The sequence below is a fragment of the Treponema endosymbiont of Eucomonympha sp. genome (assembly GCF_001028545.1).
The window spans coordinates 1-17304 of sequence record NZ_BBPW01000026.1 but is presented as its reverse complement, the minus strand read 5'-3'; the positions used below and the strand labels follow the sequence as shown (position 1 = coordinate 17304).

General features: G+C 58.2%; 16 protein-coding genes. 7 read left to right on the top strand and 9 right to left on the bottom strand.

All coding sequences use genetic code 11. The features are described 5' to 3' along the window. A partial coding sequence (locus tag AWU74_RS02345) for a transposase (protein ID WP_162504692.1) occupies positions 1–210 on the bottom strand: 210 nt, incomplete at its 3' end. 548 nt (positions 211–758) lie between these two features. Here AWU74_RS02345 and AWU74_RS02340 point away from each other — a divergent pair. Further along, positions 759–1337 carry a hypothetical protein gene (locus tag AWU74_RS02340; protein WP_062327154.1) on the top strand — a complete coding sequence of 193 codons (579 nt, stop codon included), beginning with the start codon at positions 759–761 and terminating at the stop codon, positions 1335–1337. A gap of 603 nt (positions 1338–1940) precedes the next feature. Here AWU74_RS02340 and radA read toward each other — a convergent pair. Then, a complete protein-coding gene (gene radA, locus AWU74_RS02335; protein WP_062327156.1) occupies positions 1941–3332 on the bottom strand; it encodes a DNA repair protein RadA in 1392 nt (463 codons plus the stop codon). A 116-nt stretch (positions 3333–3448) separates the two neighbouring features. On the opposite strand from radA, the gene AWU74_RS02330 reads away from it, so the two are divergent. Continuing rightward, positions 3449–4924: a Do family serine endopeptidase gene (locus tag AWU74_RS02330; protein WP_162504690.1), complete on the top strand. Its 1476-nt coding sequence runs from the start codon at positions 3449–3451 to the stop codon at positions 4922–4924. Between the two features lie 256 nt (positions 4925–5180). Here AWU74_RS02330 and rbfA read toward each other — a convergent pair whose 3' ends face one another. Together rbfA and infB are read right to left on the bottom strand one after the other, a co-directional pair. Continuing rightward, positions 5181–5537, bottom strand: a complete 357-nt coding sequence (gene rbfA, locus AWU74_RS02325) for a 30S ribosome-binding factor RbfA (protein ID WP_062327150.1) — start codon at positions 5535–5537, stop codon at positions 5181–5183. Positions 5538–5632: 95 nt separating this feature from the next. Continuing rightward, positions 5633–8038 (bottom strand): translation initiation factor IF-2, encoded by a 2406-nt coding sequence (gene infB, locus AWU74_RS02320; protein WP_438816352.1) that lies wholly within the window; start codon positions 8036–8038, stop codon positions 5633–5635. Between the two features lie 8 nt (positions 8039–8046). On the opposite strand from infB, the gene AWU74_RS13730 reads away from it, so the two are divergent. Beyond that, on the top strand, positions 8047–8184 hold the full coding sequence (locus tag AWU74_RS13730; protein ID WP_438816351.1) for a hypothetical protein: 138 nt from the start codon (positions 8047–8049) through the stop codon (positions 8182–8184). A 244-nt stretch (positions 8185–8428) separates the two neighbouring features. On the opposite strand, the gene nusA is transcribed toward AWU74_RS13730, so the two are convergent. Together nusA and AWU74_RS02310 are read right to left on the bottom strand one after the other, a co-directional pair. Then, positions 8429–9904, bottom strand: coding sequence for a transcription termination factor NusA (gene nusA, locus AWU74_RS02315; protein WP_062327146.1), 1476 nt, complete (start codon positions 9902–9904; stop codon positions 8429–8431). A gap of 15 nt (positions 9905–9919) precedes the next feature. Continuing rightward, positions 9920–10384, bottom strand: coding sequence for an LSm family protein (locus tag AWU74_RS02310; RefSeq protein ID WP_062327144.1), 465 nt, complete (start codon positions 10382–10384; stop codon positions 9920–9922). 359 nt (positions 10385–10743) lie between these two features. On the opposite strand from AWU74_RS02310, the gene AWU74_RS02305 reads away from it, so the two are divergent. Beyond that, positions 10744–11163, top strand: coding sequence for a peptide chain release factor-like protein (locus AWU74_RS02305; protein WP_062327143.1), 420 nt, complete (start codon positions 10744–10746; stop codon positions 11161–11163). A gap of 96 nt (positions 11164–11259) precedes the next feature. Continuing rightward, positions 11260–11490, top strand: coding sequence for a hypothetical protein (locus AWU74_RS02300; protein WP_062327141.1), 231 nt, complete (start codon positions 11260–11262; stop codon positions 11488–11490). A 256-nt stretch (positions 11491–11746) separates the two neighbouring features. Here the strand turns inward: AWU74_RS02300 and AWU74_RS02295 are convergent, their stop codons facing one another. From AWU74_RS02295 to miaB, 3 genes are read right to left on the bottom strand one after another with little or no spacing between them, the layout of a single operon-like run. Beyond that, a complete protein-coding gene (locus AWU74_RS02295) occupies positions 11747–12547 on the bottom strand; it encodes a hypothetical protein (RefSeq protein ID WP_062327139.1) in 801 nt (266 codons plus the stop codon). 11 nt (positions 12548–12558) lie between these two features. After that, positions 12559–12813 carry a hypothetical protein gene (locus AWU74_RS02290; protein ID WP_062327137.1) on the bottom strand — a complete coding sequence of 85 codons (255 nt, stop codon included), beginning with the start codon at positions 12811–12813 and terminating at the stop codon, positions 12559–12561. A 19-nt stretch (positions 12814–12832) separates the two neighbouring features. Further along, positions 12833–14407: a tRNA (N6-isopentenyl adenosine(37)-C2)-methylthiotransferase MiaB gene (gene miaB / locus AWU74_RS02285; RefSeq protein WP_306700913.1), complete on the bottom strand. Its 1575-nt coding sequence runs from the start codon at positions 14405–14407 to the stop codon at positions 12833–12835. 227 nt (positions 14408–14634) lie between these two features. On the opposite strand from miaB, the gene AWU74_RS02280 reads away from it, so the two are divergent. Next, entirely contained in the window at positions 14635–15726 is a 1092-nt protein-coding gene (locus AWU74_RS02280) for a hypothetical protein (RefSeq protein WP_162504688.1), read from the top strand. A 335-nt stretch (positions 15727–16061) separates the two neighbouring features. Continuing rightward, positions 16062–17304: proline--tRNA ligase (proS, locus tag AWU74_RS02275; protein WP_062327131.1), on the top strand; the 1243-nt coding region annotated here is incomplete at its 3' end.

The following is a 17304-nucleotide window of genomic DNA, read 5'->3' as shown; positions in this document are numbered from 1 at the left end:
CTTGTGTATGCTGTTCCAGTTCCCGAATTCTGGCGGTATATCCCTCCACGGAGCGCCCGTGCGCGTCTGCCACGCTACCGCGTTAATAAACAAGCGGTTGTCTTTCGCCACTCCCCCGTGCTTCCCTGTCTGTCCGGGCAGCAGTTCTTTTATCCGTTCCCACGCCTCGTCGCTTATATCGTGCCGGTGAATGCCTTTATTTCCTTTCATGCTCCTATTTTACCTCTTTTCCTTTCTTTAGTCCACACTGCCTAGAACAGTGTCTCTGTCCTGCCCTAGACAGTGTCTCTGTCCTGCCCTAGACAGTGTCTCTGTCCTGCCCTAGACAGAGGCTTTGTCCTGCTCTAGACAGAGCCTCTGTTCTGCGTGCGCGTCATGACGCCGCCGAGAGCCGTCATAGGGAAAGCGGCAAACCCGCTTCCCCTATGAGACGAGAAAGGGAACGGGCTTTGCCCGCTCCCTTTCTCTCCCGCTCGGTAAGACCGCCCGACGCTTGCCTGTGCGCTATACCTATAGGCAAAGCCTGTATGCCAAGCGAGTTTACCTATCTGCCGAGTTTCCTCAAGGAACTGCCGCAAGCCTTCGGCTTGCTTACCGAGTTTGCTTTGCAAACTCGCAGTGTAAAGGCAAGGCGTAGAGAACCGTAGGGCGAAAGCCTATATGCCGAGTTCTTTCAAAGAACTCGGACGTTCGGCTACCGCTGAACGCCGTTGTCTTCCCCGCCCGGATTGCGGTATGTTTATGGCAGGAGGTACGCCATGAATGACCGCACGCAGAATCCGTCGCCGGAAATGACCTTTGAGCAGCTTTGGGCGCTGTTCCAAGAAACTGACCGCATGATAAAAGACGTTGCCCAACGACAGAAAGAGACCGACCGCGAAATTAAGGCGGTGAATCAGGCTATCGGGAATCTGGGCAACCGGCTGGGTAGCCTAATCGAGCACCTCGTCTCCCCCGATATGCACCGCAAGTTCAACGCGCTCGGCTATGCGTTTACCAGAACGAACACCCGCGTCGTCTGCAAAGACGCGCACGACAAGACGCTTGCGGAAGTCGACGTGCTGCTTGAGAACGGCGAGTATGCGCTTGCGGTGGAGGTGAAGACGGAGCTGACTGTCGAGGACGTCAAAGTTCACGCCGAGCGAATGGCTGTCCTCCGCGCCTATGCCGACAGGCACAATGACGCGCGGCAGTACCTCGGCGCGGTTGCGGGGGGAATCGTCGGCGAGCAGGCGCGGGATTATGCCCATAAGAGCGGCTTCTATGTGCTTGAGCAGTCCGGCGACACCGTCCGCATTGCCGAGCCGCCGGAAGCGTGGCAGCCAAAGACGTGGTAAGCGTTCCCCATAAGCCGAACGCATTATCTTCTATAAGCATATACGCAAGTACGAGTGAGAGCCGAACGCGGAGTGCCCACCAAGCGACTCCCTTGGTGCCCGTGTCAGAGGTCGCAACACCCCCGTGTTTCACTTTGAAACCTGCGCACCAAAGCAGTTTCTTCCTTATTATGCGCCGCGGACAGCGAGGGGAGAGACGCCTGTTTGTTTGCCGCCCTTATGCCGTCATAGGGAAAGCGGCAAACCCGCTTCCCCTATGAGACGAGAAAAGGAACGGGCTTTGCCCGTTCCTTTTCTCTCCATTTCGGTAAGCCTGCCCTATATGCCGAGTTTCCCGCAAGGGGAACGCTTCATGCCCGCGTCGGGGTTTGTGACACGGGCACGTAGGGAGTTCATACTTGCCCACGTAGAGACTCCATACCTGCCCGTGTAGGGAGTCCCTACGTGCGCACGTAGGGACTCCGAACCTGCCCACGTAGGGAGTGCCAACACGCCCTATGCGCCATATGCCGAGAAGGTTGCCGCAAATGGGCGTTGTCTATAGGCAAAGGCACAGAGCACACCCTCTATGCCGAGTTCTTTCAGAGAACTCGGACGTTCCCCTTACGGGGAACGCGGAACACCGAACGCCGCGTGAATCAAAGCCCTGACGTCCGAGACGGCGATAACGCCCGCCTCCGCCTCCGGCGCGTAGACGGCGGCGAATCCGAGGCTCGCGGCGGTCTTTGCCCGCTGCCTGACGCGCGGCACCGGGCGGATTTCCCCCGCAAGGCTCAGCTCCCCGACGAACGCCGTGCCCTCCGCCAGCGGCAGGTCTGTCCGCGCCGAATAGAGCGCGGCTGCCAGCGCGGCGTCTATGGCGCTCTCCGTGAGCCGGATTCCCCCGCCCACGTTTATGTATATGTCCTGGTCGCTGAAGCGCACGCCCGTTCGCTTCTCCAGCACCGCCGCCGTCCGGCTCACGCGGGCGGAGTCGATTCTGTCCGAATACACGCGCGACAGCGCCGCCTTCGCGGGCACGGTGAGCGCCTGAATCTCCACCAGAAACACCCTGCTCCCCTCGAACACCGGCGCGGCGGCGACCCCCGCGGGCAGGCTGCCCGTCCGCCGCGTGATAAACATAGCCGACGGGTCTTCCACCTGCGTAAGCCCGCGCTCGCCCATAGCGAATATGCCGAGCTCGTCGACCGAGCCGTAGCGGTTCTTCTGCGCCCGAAGGAAGCGCGCCTCGTCGCTGTTCCGCTCGAAGGCCACGACGGTATCCACCAAGTGCTCCAGCGACTTCGGCCCCGCGATGCTGCCGTCCTTCGTAACGTGGGCGCTCATGCACAGCACGGAGTCCCGCGACTTTGCCCACTCGACCAGCTCGAGCGCGCAATACTTGAGCTGGCTGACGGTGCCCGGCACCATTCCGGCCTCGGCGCTGCGCAGGGTCTGTATGGAGTCTATGACGACGAAGTCCGGCTGCAGCGCGTCGAGCGCGGCGCAGACGTCCTCAAGGCGGGTGGCGCAGAGAATGTCTATGCCCCGCGTGTCCAGCATGAGGCGGTCAGCCCGCGCCCGAATCTGCGCCGCCGACTCCTCCCCCGACACGTAGAGCGCGCGCGGCGTCTTCGCGGCGCCCCGTTCCGGCTCCCCTGCCCCGCCGTCCGGGCGGCTCACCGCCGCCGCGGTCTGCAGAAGCAGCGTGGACTTCCCTATGCCCGGCTCGCCGCCCACCAGTATCGCCGAGCGCAGCGTCGCCCCGCCGCCGAGGACGCGGTCAAACTCCCCGCTCCCCGTCGAGATTCTGCGCCCTTCCGACGGGTCTACCGACGCGAGCGGCACGGGACGCGCCCCGTCCCCCCCGGGAGCCGCCTCCCCGCCCGCCGCGGTTCCGGCGGCGCTCTCGCGGAATGTGTTCCACCCGCCGCATTCGGGGCAGCGCCCCAGCCAGCGCGGCTGCGCGTTCCCGCAGGCGGAGCAGGCGAACCCCGCCGCTTTTTTCTTGTTCACGGCGGGAGTATACGCCGCCAAAGCGGCTTTGCCTATGCGCGCGCGCCGGTCGCTTCCCTTTTACGCCGCTTTGTGCTATGGTATGGGCATATATTGCAAGCCTATAGGGGGTTTTTATGAAGCGGTCAATACTGCGCGGGTGCACTATGTGGGGCGCGCTCGCCGTATCCGTTGCGGCGTTTTCGCTTCCCGCCGCGCGGGCGTCGGCGGATGCGGGGTCTGCCGGCAGCGCTTCCGCGGTGCGGGTTCCGGCAAACGCGCTCTCCGCCGTCGAAACAATGCAGGAAGCGTTCCGCGCGGTGGCGGACGGCGTGCTGCCTTCCGTCGTCGAGGTCGACGTGGTCGAAAAGAAGCAGGCGCCGGACAATCCGCTCCGGGATATGCCGTTTTTCTTCTTCGGGGAACCGGACGGCGAGCGCAGTTCTCCCCGCGAGTACGAACAGCACGGTCTGGGCAGCGGCGTGATAGTGCGGAAGACGGGCAAAATCTATTACGTGCTGACCAATAACCATGTCGCGGGCACGGCGACGGATATATCGGTCAAGCTGAAGGACGGGCAGAAGCTGACGGGCAAGCTGGTGGGGGCGGACGAGCGGAAGGACGTTGCGCTCGTGTCGTTCGAGTCGGACGACGCCAGCATTCCAGTCGCCGCGCTGGGGGATTCCGACGCGGTGCGGACAGGGGATATTTGCTTCGCTATGGGCACCCCCCTGCACTTTGCCTCGTCGGTAACGCAGGGTATAGTCAGCGCGGTCGGGCGGTCGGCGAGCGGAACGGCGAATATCAGCGACTTTATTCAGACCGACGCGGCGATAAACCAGGGGAATTCGGGCGGTCCGCTCGTCAATATCTACGGCGAGGTTATCGGTATCAACACGTGGATTGCGTCGCAGTCGGGCGGCTCGCAGGGCTTGGGTTTTGCCATAGCCATAAACAACGTCAAGAAGGCTATCGACGACTTTATATCGCGCGGCAAGGTTACCTACGGGTGGGTCGGCGTCGCGCTGAGCGACCTGCCTAAGGAGTATAAGAAAGAGCTGGGCGTCGGGGACAAAAACGGCGCGTTCGTCTCGCAGATATACCGCGGCTCGCCCGCTCAGAAAGGCGGTATGCAGGCTGGCGACTTTATCGTGTCGCTGAACCGAAAGCCCGTCGAAACGGTCAACCAATTGGTGCGCTCTGTCGGCGACTTGACCGTCGGCGAAAACGCCCAGTTTGAAGTGCTCCGCGGCGGCAAGACGGTGTCGGTGAAGGTGAAGGTCGATAGCCGCAAAACCGAGACCTCAGTGGAGGAGCATAGCGCCCAGCTTTGGCCTGGCTGCGACGTCGTTCCGCTGACCGGCGAGAACAGAAAGCAGCTTAAAATCGACGGCAAGGTGAAAGGCGTTTTTGTCTCCGGGGTAGCGCAGAAATCGCCCGCCGCAGCGATGCGGGTGCAAAACGGCGACGTCATTACGGCGGTGAACGACAAGAAGATAAGCACCGTGGAAGAGTTCTACCGTGCGCTTGACTTGAACGGCAAGACGGAAGTCTGGTTCGACGTGTACAACGGAGGGCATACTATTGCAACGAGCCGATATAAGCTGAAGTAACAGTGTCCCTGCTTGTTTGTTGCGGGTGCATTCGGAGTGAACCGAATGCAGCACGAGGCTTAAGCGGAAACTACGCACGCTCCAGCTCAAGCCTTGCAGAAACGCATAAAAGCGGCGGCGGGAAAGCAGGACACTTTGCTTTCCCGCTTTTTAGCGTATGCGCACAATGTTGCCTATCCTCCGTCCCTATCGATACCCCTACCAGCGCGGGGCGCGAGATTGAAGCACATAACATATAATGCTGATCCGTCGCACGTTACCCGCCTTCCGCTTCCAGCTTGTGCAGCTTATGCACCATCTCGAAGCCTTCTTTGACGCTGGCGTCTGCAATGAATGTCAGGTGCGGAAATTGCCGTATCGGTAGCTTTTTTGCAAGCGTCGACTGGATGAATCCCGCCGCGCTTTGCAACCCCGCCACGCCTGATTCAACCCGTTTGTCAGGCATAAAACTTGACACATATACTTTCGCATACGCAAGATCGCCCGAAACTTCCACGCGGTTGACGCTCAAAAAGGTCGAAACACGAGGGTCTTTTACCTCACCCGACAAAATCATACGGGCAATTTCGGAACGAAGCTGCTCCCCAAGCCGCATCAGACGGAACTCTCCCATATATGCTCCTCCCTAAACCCTTCTTAATAAGAACGCTGATTTATGCCGCGCCCGCATAAATCAGCGTTCTTCCTGTCCCGATGCCTTTTTTATAGCTAGCTATTCGCGGTGATTTCACGCACAGCTGTTGTTCCGCTCGCCGCCTTCGAATCGCTCAGCTTCCGGGCAACTTTGATATACTCAAATACTTCAAACTGGTCTCCTGCCTGAATATCCTGCCAGCTGTCGACACCGATTCCGCATTCGTAGCCTGTCGCCACTTCCCGCGCGTCGTCCTTAAAACGCCTGAGCGACGACACTTTGCCCGTGTAAATCACGATGTTATCGCGCAGGATATGCACCGATGCCGACTGTTTGATGAATCCCTGCGTCATATATGAACCTGCAATCACGCCGACCTTCGGGATTTTGAACACCTCGCGCACCTCTGCCATGCCGATGACTTCTTCTTTTTCTTCCGGTTGCAGCATCCCTTCCATAGCCTGCGTGATTTCCTCGACCGCCTTGTAAATAATGTTGTATTTGCGGATATCCACACCTGACTGGTCGGCAAGCTCCTTCGCTTTCGGGGACGGGCGCACGTTAAAGCCGACGACAATTGTGTTGGTACCTGATGCCGCCAGCATTACGTCGCTCTCATTGATAGCACCCGCTGACGATAGAATAACCGCCAGCCGGATATCGCGCGTCGAAAGTTTCTCCAGCGACTGCTTGAGCGCCTCAGCAGAACCCTGCTCGTCCGCCTTGATAATAACCTTGAGTTCGGAGACATTCCCTGCATCGATTGTCGTATAGAGGTTTTCGAGAGTTATCTTATTTACAGATTTCGCGTCTTCAAAGCGACGCAGTTCTTGTCGTTTCAGGGATATGGCGCGCGCCGTTTTTTCCGAATCCGTTACGCTGAATGGGTCGCCTGCATTCGGCGCAAAGTCCATTCCGATGATTTCGACAGGCATACTGGGTGTCGCTTCTGTGATTTTTTCGCCGTGGTCGTTAAATATAGCGCGGATTCGCCCCGAATAAACGCCCGCGACAAATGCGTCACCCACACGCAATGTCCCTTGTTCAATGAGTACCGTCGAAACAATGCCGCGCCCGTGGTCAATTTTGGAATCAAGTATTTTCCCTTCCGCGCGGCAGTCCCATACTGCGCCTAGTTCCAGCACTTCCGCTTGAAGCAAAATCGCATCGAGCAAGTCGTCAACCCCCTTTTTGCGGAGTGCACTTATGTGCACATATTGCGTCTCTCCACCCCATTCTTCCGGCGTCAGCCCCAGTTCCGAAAGTTGCGTCTTGATGCGGTCAGGATTCGCCTCCAGTTTGTCGATTTTATTTATCGCGACGACAATCGGCACGTTCGCCGCCTTCGCGTGGTTAACCGCCTCAACCGTCTGCGGCATTACACCGTCATCTGCGGCTATCACCAGCACCACGATGTCGGTGATTTCAGCTCCGCGTGAGCGCATCATCGTAAATGCTTCGTGACCAGGCGTATCAAGGAACGTAATTTTGCCTTTTTCAGTCTCCACCATGTATGCGCCAATTCGCTGTGTAATGCCGCCCGCCTCGCTTTCGGCAACATGCGTCTGCCGAATCGCATCAAGTGTCTTGGTCTTGCCGTGGTCAACGTGCCCCATAATCGTTACCACCGGCGGACGGAACCGTGTTCCGCTGCCCGAAGCCGCGTCGCTTCCGATGATCGTTTCGTCATACAGGCTTACGACACGCACTATGCAGTTATATTCTGCGGCAAGTAATGTCGCCGTATCTGCGTCAACCGACTGATTTATAGTAACCATCATGCCCATAGACATGAGTTTTCCAATAAGGTCCGACGCCTTCAGATTCATCTTGCGGGCAAGACCGGAAACGGAAATCATATCCATAATCTCTATCTGTTCTGGCACCGCATTTGCTTTCAGTGCTTCTTTCTTTTTTTGCAGAAAGAGCTTGCCCGCTCTAAAATCTTCGCGGTCTTTCTTTGAATAGATCGCCTTCCTAGACTTGCTACTTTTTTTAGGCAGATTTTTCCTTGCCGCGTTAGCATTCTGCGACGGAGGAGCGAAGCCTGTCCGTGTGCCGAAAATCGGCGGACGACCTATCCCCGTCCCATACCCTATGCCGCCGCCCTGTCGCTGAAACTTATTTCGATATCCGTTGTTCCTGAATCCATCCGACTGAAACGGCGGGCTCTGTTGCCAGTCGCTTTGTTGAAGCGGAATGGCGCTGCCTGCTCCTCCATTCCGGTCATTAAACCGATTTTGATACCCTTCGCGGGCTTGCGCACCCGTAAATATATCGCGGCTGTTGTTGCGCGGGCTTTGTTCCAGATTCCGCCCATACGGAGAACGTGATTGCCGTGCTCTTTCAGATAAGTTGCCTGCTTTTATATTCGGGCGAACCGGGTTCAGTGCGAATGTCGTCTTGATTTTTTTTACTGGTACGGCCGAAGAGTTTTCTTTGTTTGCTGTTGCTTCCGGTACCGGAGCATTTTGCTCCATCAATATGTATGGTATTTGAAATGTCGATGGCGTGTGCGCTGCTTGAACAGACGGGGCGGTTGTTGCCACTTGAGCTGGCGGAAGGCTACGTTTTATCTCTACCGAACTTCTTTTCGTCAGTTTCTGACCCTGTGGCACGGGTGTGATTGCCGACGAATCCAGTCTTTTTTTTCGCACGATAAGTTTTTTCTTTCCCGGGGGAATGCTCTGAACGGTTCCTTTTTCCTGTGAAGGAGAGCCCCACCACCCCGTCCTGTCGACTGCCGTATGTTCCGTATTTTCGAAATGCATTGCCTCGGGAGCAAAGCGCGGCAGTACAGGTGCTTCTGGTTTTTTCTTATTCAATATGAACGGTTGTTTGCTTTCCGTTTCATTCGCCATAAGTCATCCTTATCCTTCAAACTCAAAACTGAGTCCTACGCCGCAAGCAGGGCACGCGGTCATATCAACCGTAATTTTCGCGCCGCAGTCGGGGCATTCGTATGATTCTTCTGTTTTCGTTTCTTCAGACGGCGTATTCGCTATGCCTGTTTTCACTTCATTCGCCTCGCCGTCCGTAGAGTTTTCGAATATTTCAACCGATTCCGAAATCAACTGCTCAAGCGCATGGATATCTTCGTCGGAAATCTCCTGAATCCCATAAATCGATTTGTTTTCAACAGCGGTAAGAAACTGCTCTATTCCAATCATACCGTTTTTGGCGAAGGCTGCACATACCCGTTCGTCAACACCGGGCAAATCCGCAATCGCGTCAATTTCTTCATATCCGTCAAACGTGGCGAATAAGTTTTCTGCGGCTTTCCGCGATTCGGCGGCGAGTGAATCCGTTTCTTTGTATTGCGATTCGGTTTTCACGTCGATATTCCAGTCAGTAAGGCGGTTTGCCAGACGCACGTTCATTCCCTGCTTGCCGATTGCGAGCGAAAGTTGCTGGTCCGGTACGACAGCAACCGCTTGTCGCCGCTCTTCGTTCAGGATAACCACGCTCGTTGGTTCCGCCGGAACGAGTGCGTTCCGTATAAACACGCGCGGGTCGGCATCGTATTTCAACACGTCGATTTTTTCACCTTCCAGTTCGCGGATAATCGACTGAATGCGGATACCCTTCTGCCCGACGCACGCTCCGACGGGGTCAATATCTTCGCGGCCGGAATACACGGACATTTTTGTACGGTAACCGGGCTCGCGGACGATTTTATATATATCTACCGTCTTATCATAGATTTCGGGGATTTCCAGTTTAGCCACCGCACGGACAAAATCCGGCGATGCGCGGGTTAGCACAATTTCCACTCCGGTAGGCGTCCGTTTCAAATCGGAAATCAATGCCCTTATGCGGTCGTTTTTATGGTAGGTTTCGCGCGGGGACTGGTTTTTCTCGGACAGAATGCCTTCCGTCTTGCCCAAATCGACATAAATGTTGCCGTTCCGCTCACGCTGATAGTATCCGACGATGATTTCGCCGATTTTATCCTTGTATTCGGCGTACATGCTGTTTTTATGAATCTCGGAAAGGGACTGACGCGCTGTCTGTTTGCCAGTCTGTATCGCGGACCGGGTAAAGTCTTTCGGGTCAACCAAAATATCCATTTCGTCTCCGACTTCGCATTCGGAGCTCAATTTGAGCGCGTCTTCAAGCTCAATTTCGGTTGTGGGGTCGTATACACCGACTACGATGACTTTCCGCGAATACACTGCGACATCGGACAAGTCTTCTGAGATCTTGACGACGGCGTTGTCGCTCGTGCCGAACGTCCGCTTATACGCTGCCTTCACAACGCTTTCAACCGTCCCGACAATAACCTCCCGTGAGACTCCTTTCTCCTGCATGAGCTGTTGAATCGCTTCAGCCATCTGAGATGCCATATCAGTCTCCTTCTGCTACACGAATACTAATTTCGCTTTCGCGATGCATGAATATGGAACGCGCTGCGGTTTCCCGCTCTCCGCTGTTGCCGAAAACGTTAGTGCCTCTTTGTCCGCCGATATGATTTTCCCCGTTACCCAGTCTGAAACGTTTTTATCCCACACGCGGATAAGCCGTCCGGGAAAAAGCGCGAATTCCGCCGCATTTTTAATGTTCCGCTCAATGCCGGGCGACGTTACGGTCATCGCTGCGCCGCGACATCCCGTCAGCACTTCAAGTCGCGCCTGAAGCGTCCGGTGAATTTTCGCACAGTCGCCGCTGCCAAACGCACGACCGTCCGCGCCGCTTATTACTGCTTGAACATGCGTACCTCTTCGGTGCTGCGTTATCGTCAGCTCGATAAGCTCGCACTGCAACGCCTTCACCAACGCAACGCATTCGGCATAATACGGCGTATCCTCTAGCGGGATATATGTCACCAGTTCTCCGTAAAAAAAAGAGCCGTGCAGCTATCCGCTCTGAACGACTCCCTGCATTCACGATATAGTATATTATGGCAACAGTAGCGAAAAGAAAAAAAATTGTCAAGACGACATATCGGCGCGACAGAAGGTCGCAAATCTTATATAACCTTCCGCGAGCTGCTCCGAAAACCTTTGCAAGGTTCGCATTAACGTTTATGCGATTCGAAAAAATGGTGAAAGAGCCCGTATCAAAGTTTGTAGCAAACAGCCGAAAGAAGACATGATGCATGAGCTGAGAATCGGTATACTGCACCGTATCCATACAGAGGGAGCAGAATTGATATGACGAGCGTATTGACGGGGAGTGTCTACCGATGAATCGAGCGGAACTGCGCCAGAGCATTGAAAACGCCGTTTCTTTTTCGTTTGCGCATTCGGGAGGCGCAGGCGGGCAAAACGTGAACAAGTGCGACACGAAAGTCCACGTCGCGTGTGCCGTTTCTCGCCTGCGCGGGCTGAACGAACAGGAATTGCGGGAAGTTAGACGGCGGCTCGGCGCGCATATCAGCAAAAATGGAGAAGCATTCGTCGATGTGCAGGACGAGCGGACGCAGGAGCGGAATCGCGCCGTCGCCGTGAAGCGGCTGGAAGCGAAGATTGCCGCGGCGACGCAGATTCCGGCAAAGCGCAAAAAGACGCGCACGCACGCCGCCACACAGGAAAAGCGGCTTCGGGGCAAACGACTGCGCTCGTTGCTGAAAATGCAACGCATGACGAAGGCGTCTTTTGACTGACTGAGGCTTGACTAAACGGAGCGAGTTGTGCCATATTGTCGTAAAAATGCCGCCAATGCACCGAGCATTGTACGGTGTGCAGTTTTGGAGGACACCATGGTCGCATTGCTCGTGGGGATTGTTTCTATCTTTATCACCGTATTTATCTGTCTGCCGTCTTTTTTAGGCTGGTGGCCGAACGTCGTTGAATTTCTGAAAGGCGGCGTACCCGTATTAACCGCTTTTATCGGGGTGATTGCGGTTTTTATCGGGGCCGCGGATATTAAAGACAAGGCCGAAACAAAAAAAGAAGAGAACAAAAAAAAGGCAGCCGACGAGAAAAAATAAACGATGCGTCGCTCAACGTTGCATATGTAGGTCAGTCCCCGTATATGGGATAACAGTCGAACCCCGCGTTGCGAAGCAACATGCCTGCCGTACCGTCGGCGTTTTCCGGTATCGTAACGATATAATATACGGTGCCGTTACCCTGCGTTTATTCGGCTATTGCCGCCGTAAACCCCTTCGCACGCAAGGTTTCGGTAAGCTATTCCGTGTTTGTGCGGTTTTTGAATAAGCCTACGTGCTGTTTTGCCGCTCGCTTCTATTCAAGCTGTGCCGAAACCGTATCCGGCGGCAGGGCACGCTCTGAAAAGAAACACCAAAGTGGAGTCGCTAGCAACTCCGCTTTACCCGAAACGATAGCGGCTTCTGGAGAATGCGGATAGCGGGCGGCGAGCGTTTCGCCGCTTTCCGTGTCTCCGGCAATGCGCCAGAGCATCAGCAGCATCGCCGGACGAACCGGCTCCATATCGTTTTGGGTGGTATACTGCTTCAGCAGTTCAACGGCTTCCTTCATGCGCTGCCCGCCGTCCGCCTTCACAATCAAGCACCATACCGCATAGAGTTTTGCATATGCGGCGATAAGCGGGTCCTCCGCCTGACGCACTACAACAGAATCAAGGTACGCTTCAGCAGTCTCATACTCCCCTGCCGACAGTGCGCAGCGCACTGCGTTAATCGTCAACTGTTCGGCGGAGACCTGCGGCATTCCGGGAGCGTTTTCGGCAATAATGCCCGCGGAAACCGCGTAGGCGCTGGACGCTTCGGCATAGAGTCCGCGCTGTTCCTGCAAAGAGCCGATAAAGGCATAGAGGGAACGGGGGTCTGAAGGGGCGACTGAAGCGAGCACGGCTTGTTCAAGCGAGGCGAGCGTCGCGGAAACCGTCTGTGCGCCGGAAGCGTTATCCGCGAGTGCCTTGTCGATAAGTGCCTTTACGGAAGCGTCCTCCGCAAAGACGGAAACCGCCGGCAATGCGGCTAGTACGGCGCAGAGCAGCCATTTCGGCACAGCGCGCCGACACGGTGCCGCCTTCGCGGCGCGTCTCCCCGCAAGCTGTTCCATGCGGCGCAGCTTTATTCGCTGCCGGTGGATTTGCCGCCGTACTTGCCGGGTTTCGGGTCGCGCTTCTTTGAGCGGAAGAGCGAGAACGGCGCCATAATCAGCACCCCCAGCAAAAAGGAGATAACCGAACTGTATACGACAGGCACGGCTTTAAATTCGAGCACGCGGGGGAAGAACGTAATATCGCAGACGTGGTCTTTATTCAGCAGGAAAAACAGCAACGCTACCAGCAGGAATATAATGAAATACAGCAGCTTCTTTGGCACGGCACCCTCCCGGATACAATCAGCGCACTATACCACGAAACGTATTGCCGGTCAATTCTGACAGCCTCACCGTAACGAATCTGCCCAACATACTCTTTGGCGCGGCAAACACGACGCGCTCGTCCCGCTCGGTCTTGCCGAGCAGTTCGGCGGCAGGCTTTTGGTCGTCGTCTGCGTGCAGGCGGTTTGTCGCGCCGCGCAAGCCGGCGGGGGAACGGTGCGCTTCATGCGCCGAAACTTGGTGCGACTCGTGCTTATTGCGCTCGTGCGCGCAGATACCGTTCGATACACCGTATGCTGAAACTAGAGGCGACTCGTGCGGCAGGGCTTGGCGCAAGTCGTGCGGAGAGGCGGACGGCTTGCCGCGCGACACGGACTGCGCGAGCACTTTGGCTTCCTGCCCGATCCGCTTCGCCATTTCCTCGCGCGTAACGGCGAGCTGCAAGTCGATAATCGCCTGCAGGCGTTCTTTCCTGACCGCGAGCGGGATTTGCCCCGGCATCGCGGCGGCGGCGGTTCCTTCGCGCGGGTTGTAATAGTACATAAACGCCGACTCAAAGCGCACTTCCCGCAGAAGGCTGAGCGCCTCGGCAAAGTCGGCGTCCGTCTCGCCAGGGAAGCCGACGAGCATATCGGTCGAGAGCGACGCGCCGGGCAGGCTTTCGCGGACGAGGCGGGCTTTCTCAAGGTAGTCCCCGCGGGTGTAGCGCCGGTTCATGGCGCGGAGGATTCGGGTGGAGCCGTGCTGCACGGGCAGGTGGACGTGACGGCAGAGGAGCGGCTCGTCCCGCATAGTCTGAATGAGCGCGGGCGACAGGTCTTTCGGGTGGCTCGACAGGAAGCGCACCCACTCGACGGGCGAGGCGGTCTCGCGGAGGCGGTCGGCGACGAGGCGGACGAGGCGGGGAAAGTCCGTGCCCTGCCAGCGGTACGAGTTGACGTTCTGCCCCAGAAGCGTGATTTCGCGGACGGAGCGGGCGGACAGCGCGTCGATTTCGGCGAGGAGGTGCTCTGGGCTGCGGGAGACTTCGCGCCCGCGCACGAAGGGGACGACGCAGTAGGCGCAGAAGTTGTCGCAGCCGTGCATGACCGGCACGAACGCGCTCGACGCGCCCGGCGCAAGCGAGAGCGCAGGGAAGCGATATTCTTCGGCGGGAGCGTCGGCCGTCGGCGCGTCCCGCAGACTTCGGCGCTGCTCGACGGCTTCGGCGATTCCGGCGAAACGCTGCTTCTGGAACGTGCCGACGACGTAATCGACGACGGGAAAGCGCGCCTTGAAGCTCCCCAGCAGCCGTTCCGCCATACAACCCATAACCGCCAGCGCGAGGGGGCGCCCGCGGGCGGCGGCGGGATATGCCGCGCTCTTCGCCTCCGGCGCGCCGAGCCGCACCGCCTTCAGCCCCGCGTACCAGCCGAGCCTGCCGGATATGCGCGATTCGGCGGTCGCGCGCACCGAGCAGGTGTTTATGACCGCCATATCCGCCTCTTCCGCCGTAGCCGCCGCGCTCCACCCGCGCCCCAGCAGAAGCTGCTCGACGGCGGCGCTCTCCGCCTTGTTCATTTGGCAGCCGTAGGTCTCAAAGAAATAGCGCACGGCAAAAGCATAGCGGTCAGCGGGCGGGGCTGCAAGAGCGTTGCGCCCTTAAGCCTTTTGACAAATACGCCGTCTTTTATGTATAATAGTGGCGCAGGACGGAGCGGCGGACACGGACGCGCGCTCCCCTTAATATGCGGCGCACCGCAGGCTTGCCGCATATTAAGGGCAAATCGGCAAACCCGAAACTTGCCCAAACAGGCAGCGCCCGGCACGGAGGCTTTATCATGAAAAGACGCTTGCTTGTTCTCTTGGCGCTCGGCATAGGCGCGGCGGCGCTGGCTTCGTGTCGGCAGGATCTTGCGCCGGGCGCGCGCGGCGGGGCAGGGCGCTATTCGAACCAGCCCCCTAAAGAAGCCCCGATAGGACCCGGCAACTTTACGTTTTATTTCAGGGACGGCTCCCGGCAGCGCAACATGTACGTTGACGGGTACGGCTTGACGCCTGCCAAAGACTGGCGCAGCAGAGACGGGAAGCTGACGATTTATCTAAACAGCAAGCACATAAAAGACTGGGAGAAGCCTTTTGCCGACCGCGGAATGAAGCCGTCTTTTGACGGTCCCTTTATGCGTTTCTCCGACGCATACCAGCTATACGGCGTCGAAAACGTGGCAGGCGAAATGACCTACGCCGCGCCGAAGGCGAACGCAAGCTATGCGGCGTGGAGCAAGGCGAAACAGGTGCTGACGCTGGAGTTCGAAGGGCGTCCACTGTTCGACTTTGAAGGTCCGGTAGGCTATGACAGCAACAAACAGAAAGAGCAGTGGCTGGTTATGAGCGGCATAGAATTGCAGGACATTGTCAACGCGGTCAAGGCGCGCGGCTACGAAATGGAGCCGACGAACGGCAACCCGAATGTGCTTACGCTCGTCGGAAACGGCAAGCGCTGGCAAGCGGCTATACGGGATTACCGCAGCAGTTTAGTTGGGATTATCCTGAGCATGCGCTGTTTCGCGTTTCTGGAGAACCGCGTGCTGCTCCCCCCGAGCCGCACAGACCTCGTGGCGTTTAAGCACGCGCGGACGAGCTATCGATTTGCGTTTCCCGAAGGCGGCTACCTCGGAGAGGACGGCGAGTTCTGGTTTGTCGAGGGCGACTTGTCCGACTCGAACTGGATAGCCGCCGACTACCAGTATGTGACGAAGGAGCGGGTGTTTTCGGACGGCAAGAGTAATGGGGACTACTGTTATTTTGAGACCGACGCGAGAACGGACACGAATACCGACGATCGGCTGCTCGTGTATCGGCAGCGCGGGGACAGCGGCATGATCTGCTTCCCAAAAGGCTCGTGGAGCCTGCGGGGAAAGAAGTTCGACTGACAAACCCATAGGCGGCGTTTCCCGCAGGGAACGCCCGAAGAGAGGCGATGAGAAGCCCGCCCATACGCACTACCTCCTGTGCGCGGGCGGGAGAGGGGCTGCCGCAAGGCAGCCCCTCTTTTTGCGCCCGAATGCCTGCCGCGAAGGCTTGCCGAAGGGCGAAAACCTCTATGCCGTTCACCCGCTCGCCTTATCTGCCCGCGAGTTTGCGATAAGCGAAGCGGAGCAAACTCGGTAAGCACGCCGCAGGCGTGCGACAGTTCCCTCAAGAAGCTTGAACGAAAGCCTTTGGTGCGCAGTAGCGCGCCAAAGGCTTTCGCGCTATACTCCGCCGCATGAAAATGTCACAAACGCTGCCCGCAACGCTCCGCGAAGCGCCCGCCGAGGCGGTCATCGCAAGCCACCGCCTTATGCTCCGCGCCGGTCTGCTCCGCAAGCTGGGCAACGGGCTGTTCGCCTATCTGCCGCTCGGTCTCCGCGCCTACCGGAAAGTGGAAACCATTATCCGCGAGGAAATGGACGCCATAGGCGCGCTGGAAATCAAGCCGACCGTGCTGGTGCCCGGCGAGCTGTGGCGCGAATCCGGCAGGTGGGACACTATGGGCGCGGGAATGCTCCGCGTCACAAACCGCGTCGGGCAGGAGCTGGTCGTCAGCCCCACCGCCGAGGAAGCCGCCACCGCGCTCGTCCGCGACGAGCTTGCCTCCTACAAGCAGCTCCCGCTCACCGTCTATCAGCTCAACACCAAATACCGCGACGAAATCCGCCCCCGCTACGGCGTCATGCGCGGGCGCGAGTTCACGATGATGGACGCCTATTCGTATCACGCGGACGAGGCGAGCCTCGGCGAGACGTATGAGCGCTTTGCCGCCGCGTACCGCAGGCTCTTCGCGCGCTGCGGGCTGTCCGTGCTGACGGTGCGGGCCGACTCGGGGCAGATAGGCGGCTCGGACTCCGAGGAGTTTATGGTGGAGAGCGCCGTCGGCGACGACACGCTGATTCTGTGCCCAAAATGCGGCTATGCCGCGAACGACGAGAAAGCCGCCTGCGCGGACGACGCTGCGGAAGGCGCGGCGACCGCACTATCTATAGAAGAAATTGACACGCCCAGCGTGCGCACGATTGCCGAGCTTGCCGCGTTCCTGCATATCGCGCCGCGCTCCTTTATCAAGACGCTTATCTACCGCGCGGAGAACTGCGCCCTCGACCTGAGCGCGGCGCCCGGCGGCGCGGGGCTCAAGCGCGAGCCGAACGGCGGCGTCTATCCCGAAGCGTTTTTCGCCGTGTGCATGCGCGGAGACCTCGACGTGAACGAGGCGAAGCTCGCCGCGCTGCTCAAGGCGGGCGGCGTAAGCCTTGCCTGCGACGCGGACGTGGAGCGCATTACGGGCGCGCCCGTCGGCTTCGCGGGACCCGCGGGGCTGGATTCCGTGCCGGTCGTCGCGGACAAGACGGCGCTCGCGCTGCACGACGCGACGACGGGCGCGCTCAAGAAGGACCGGCACTATATCCACGTCGAGCCGGGGCGCGACTTCGCGCCGTTCCTGACGGGGGACGTCCGCACCGTGAGGGCGCGCG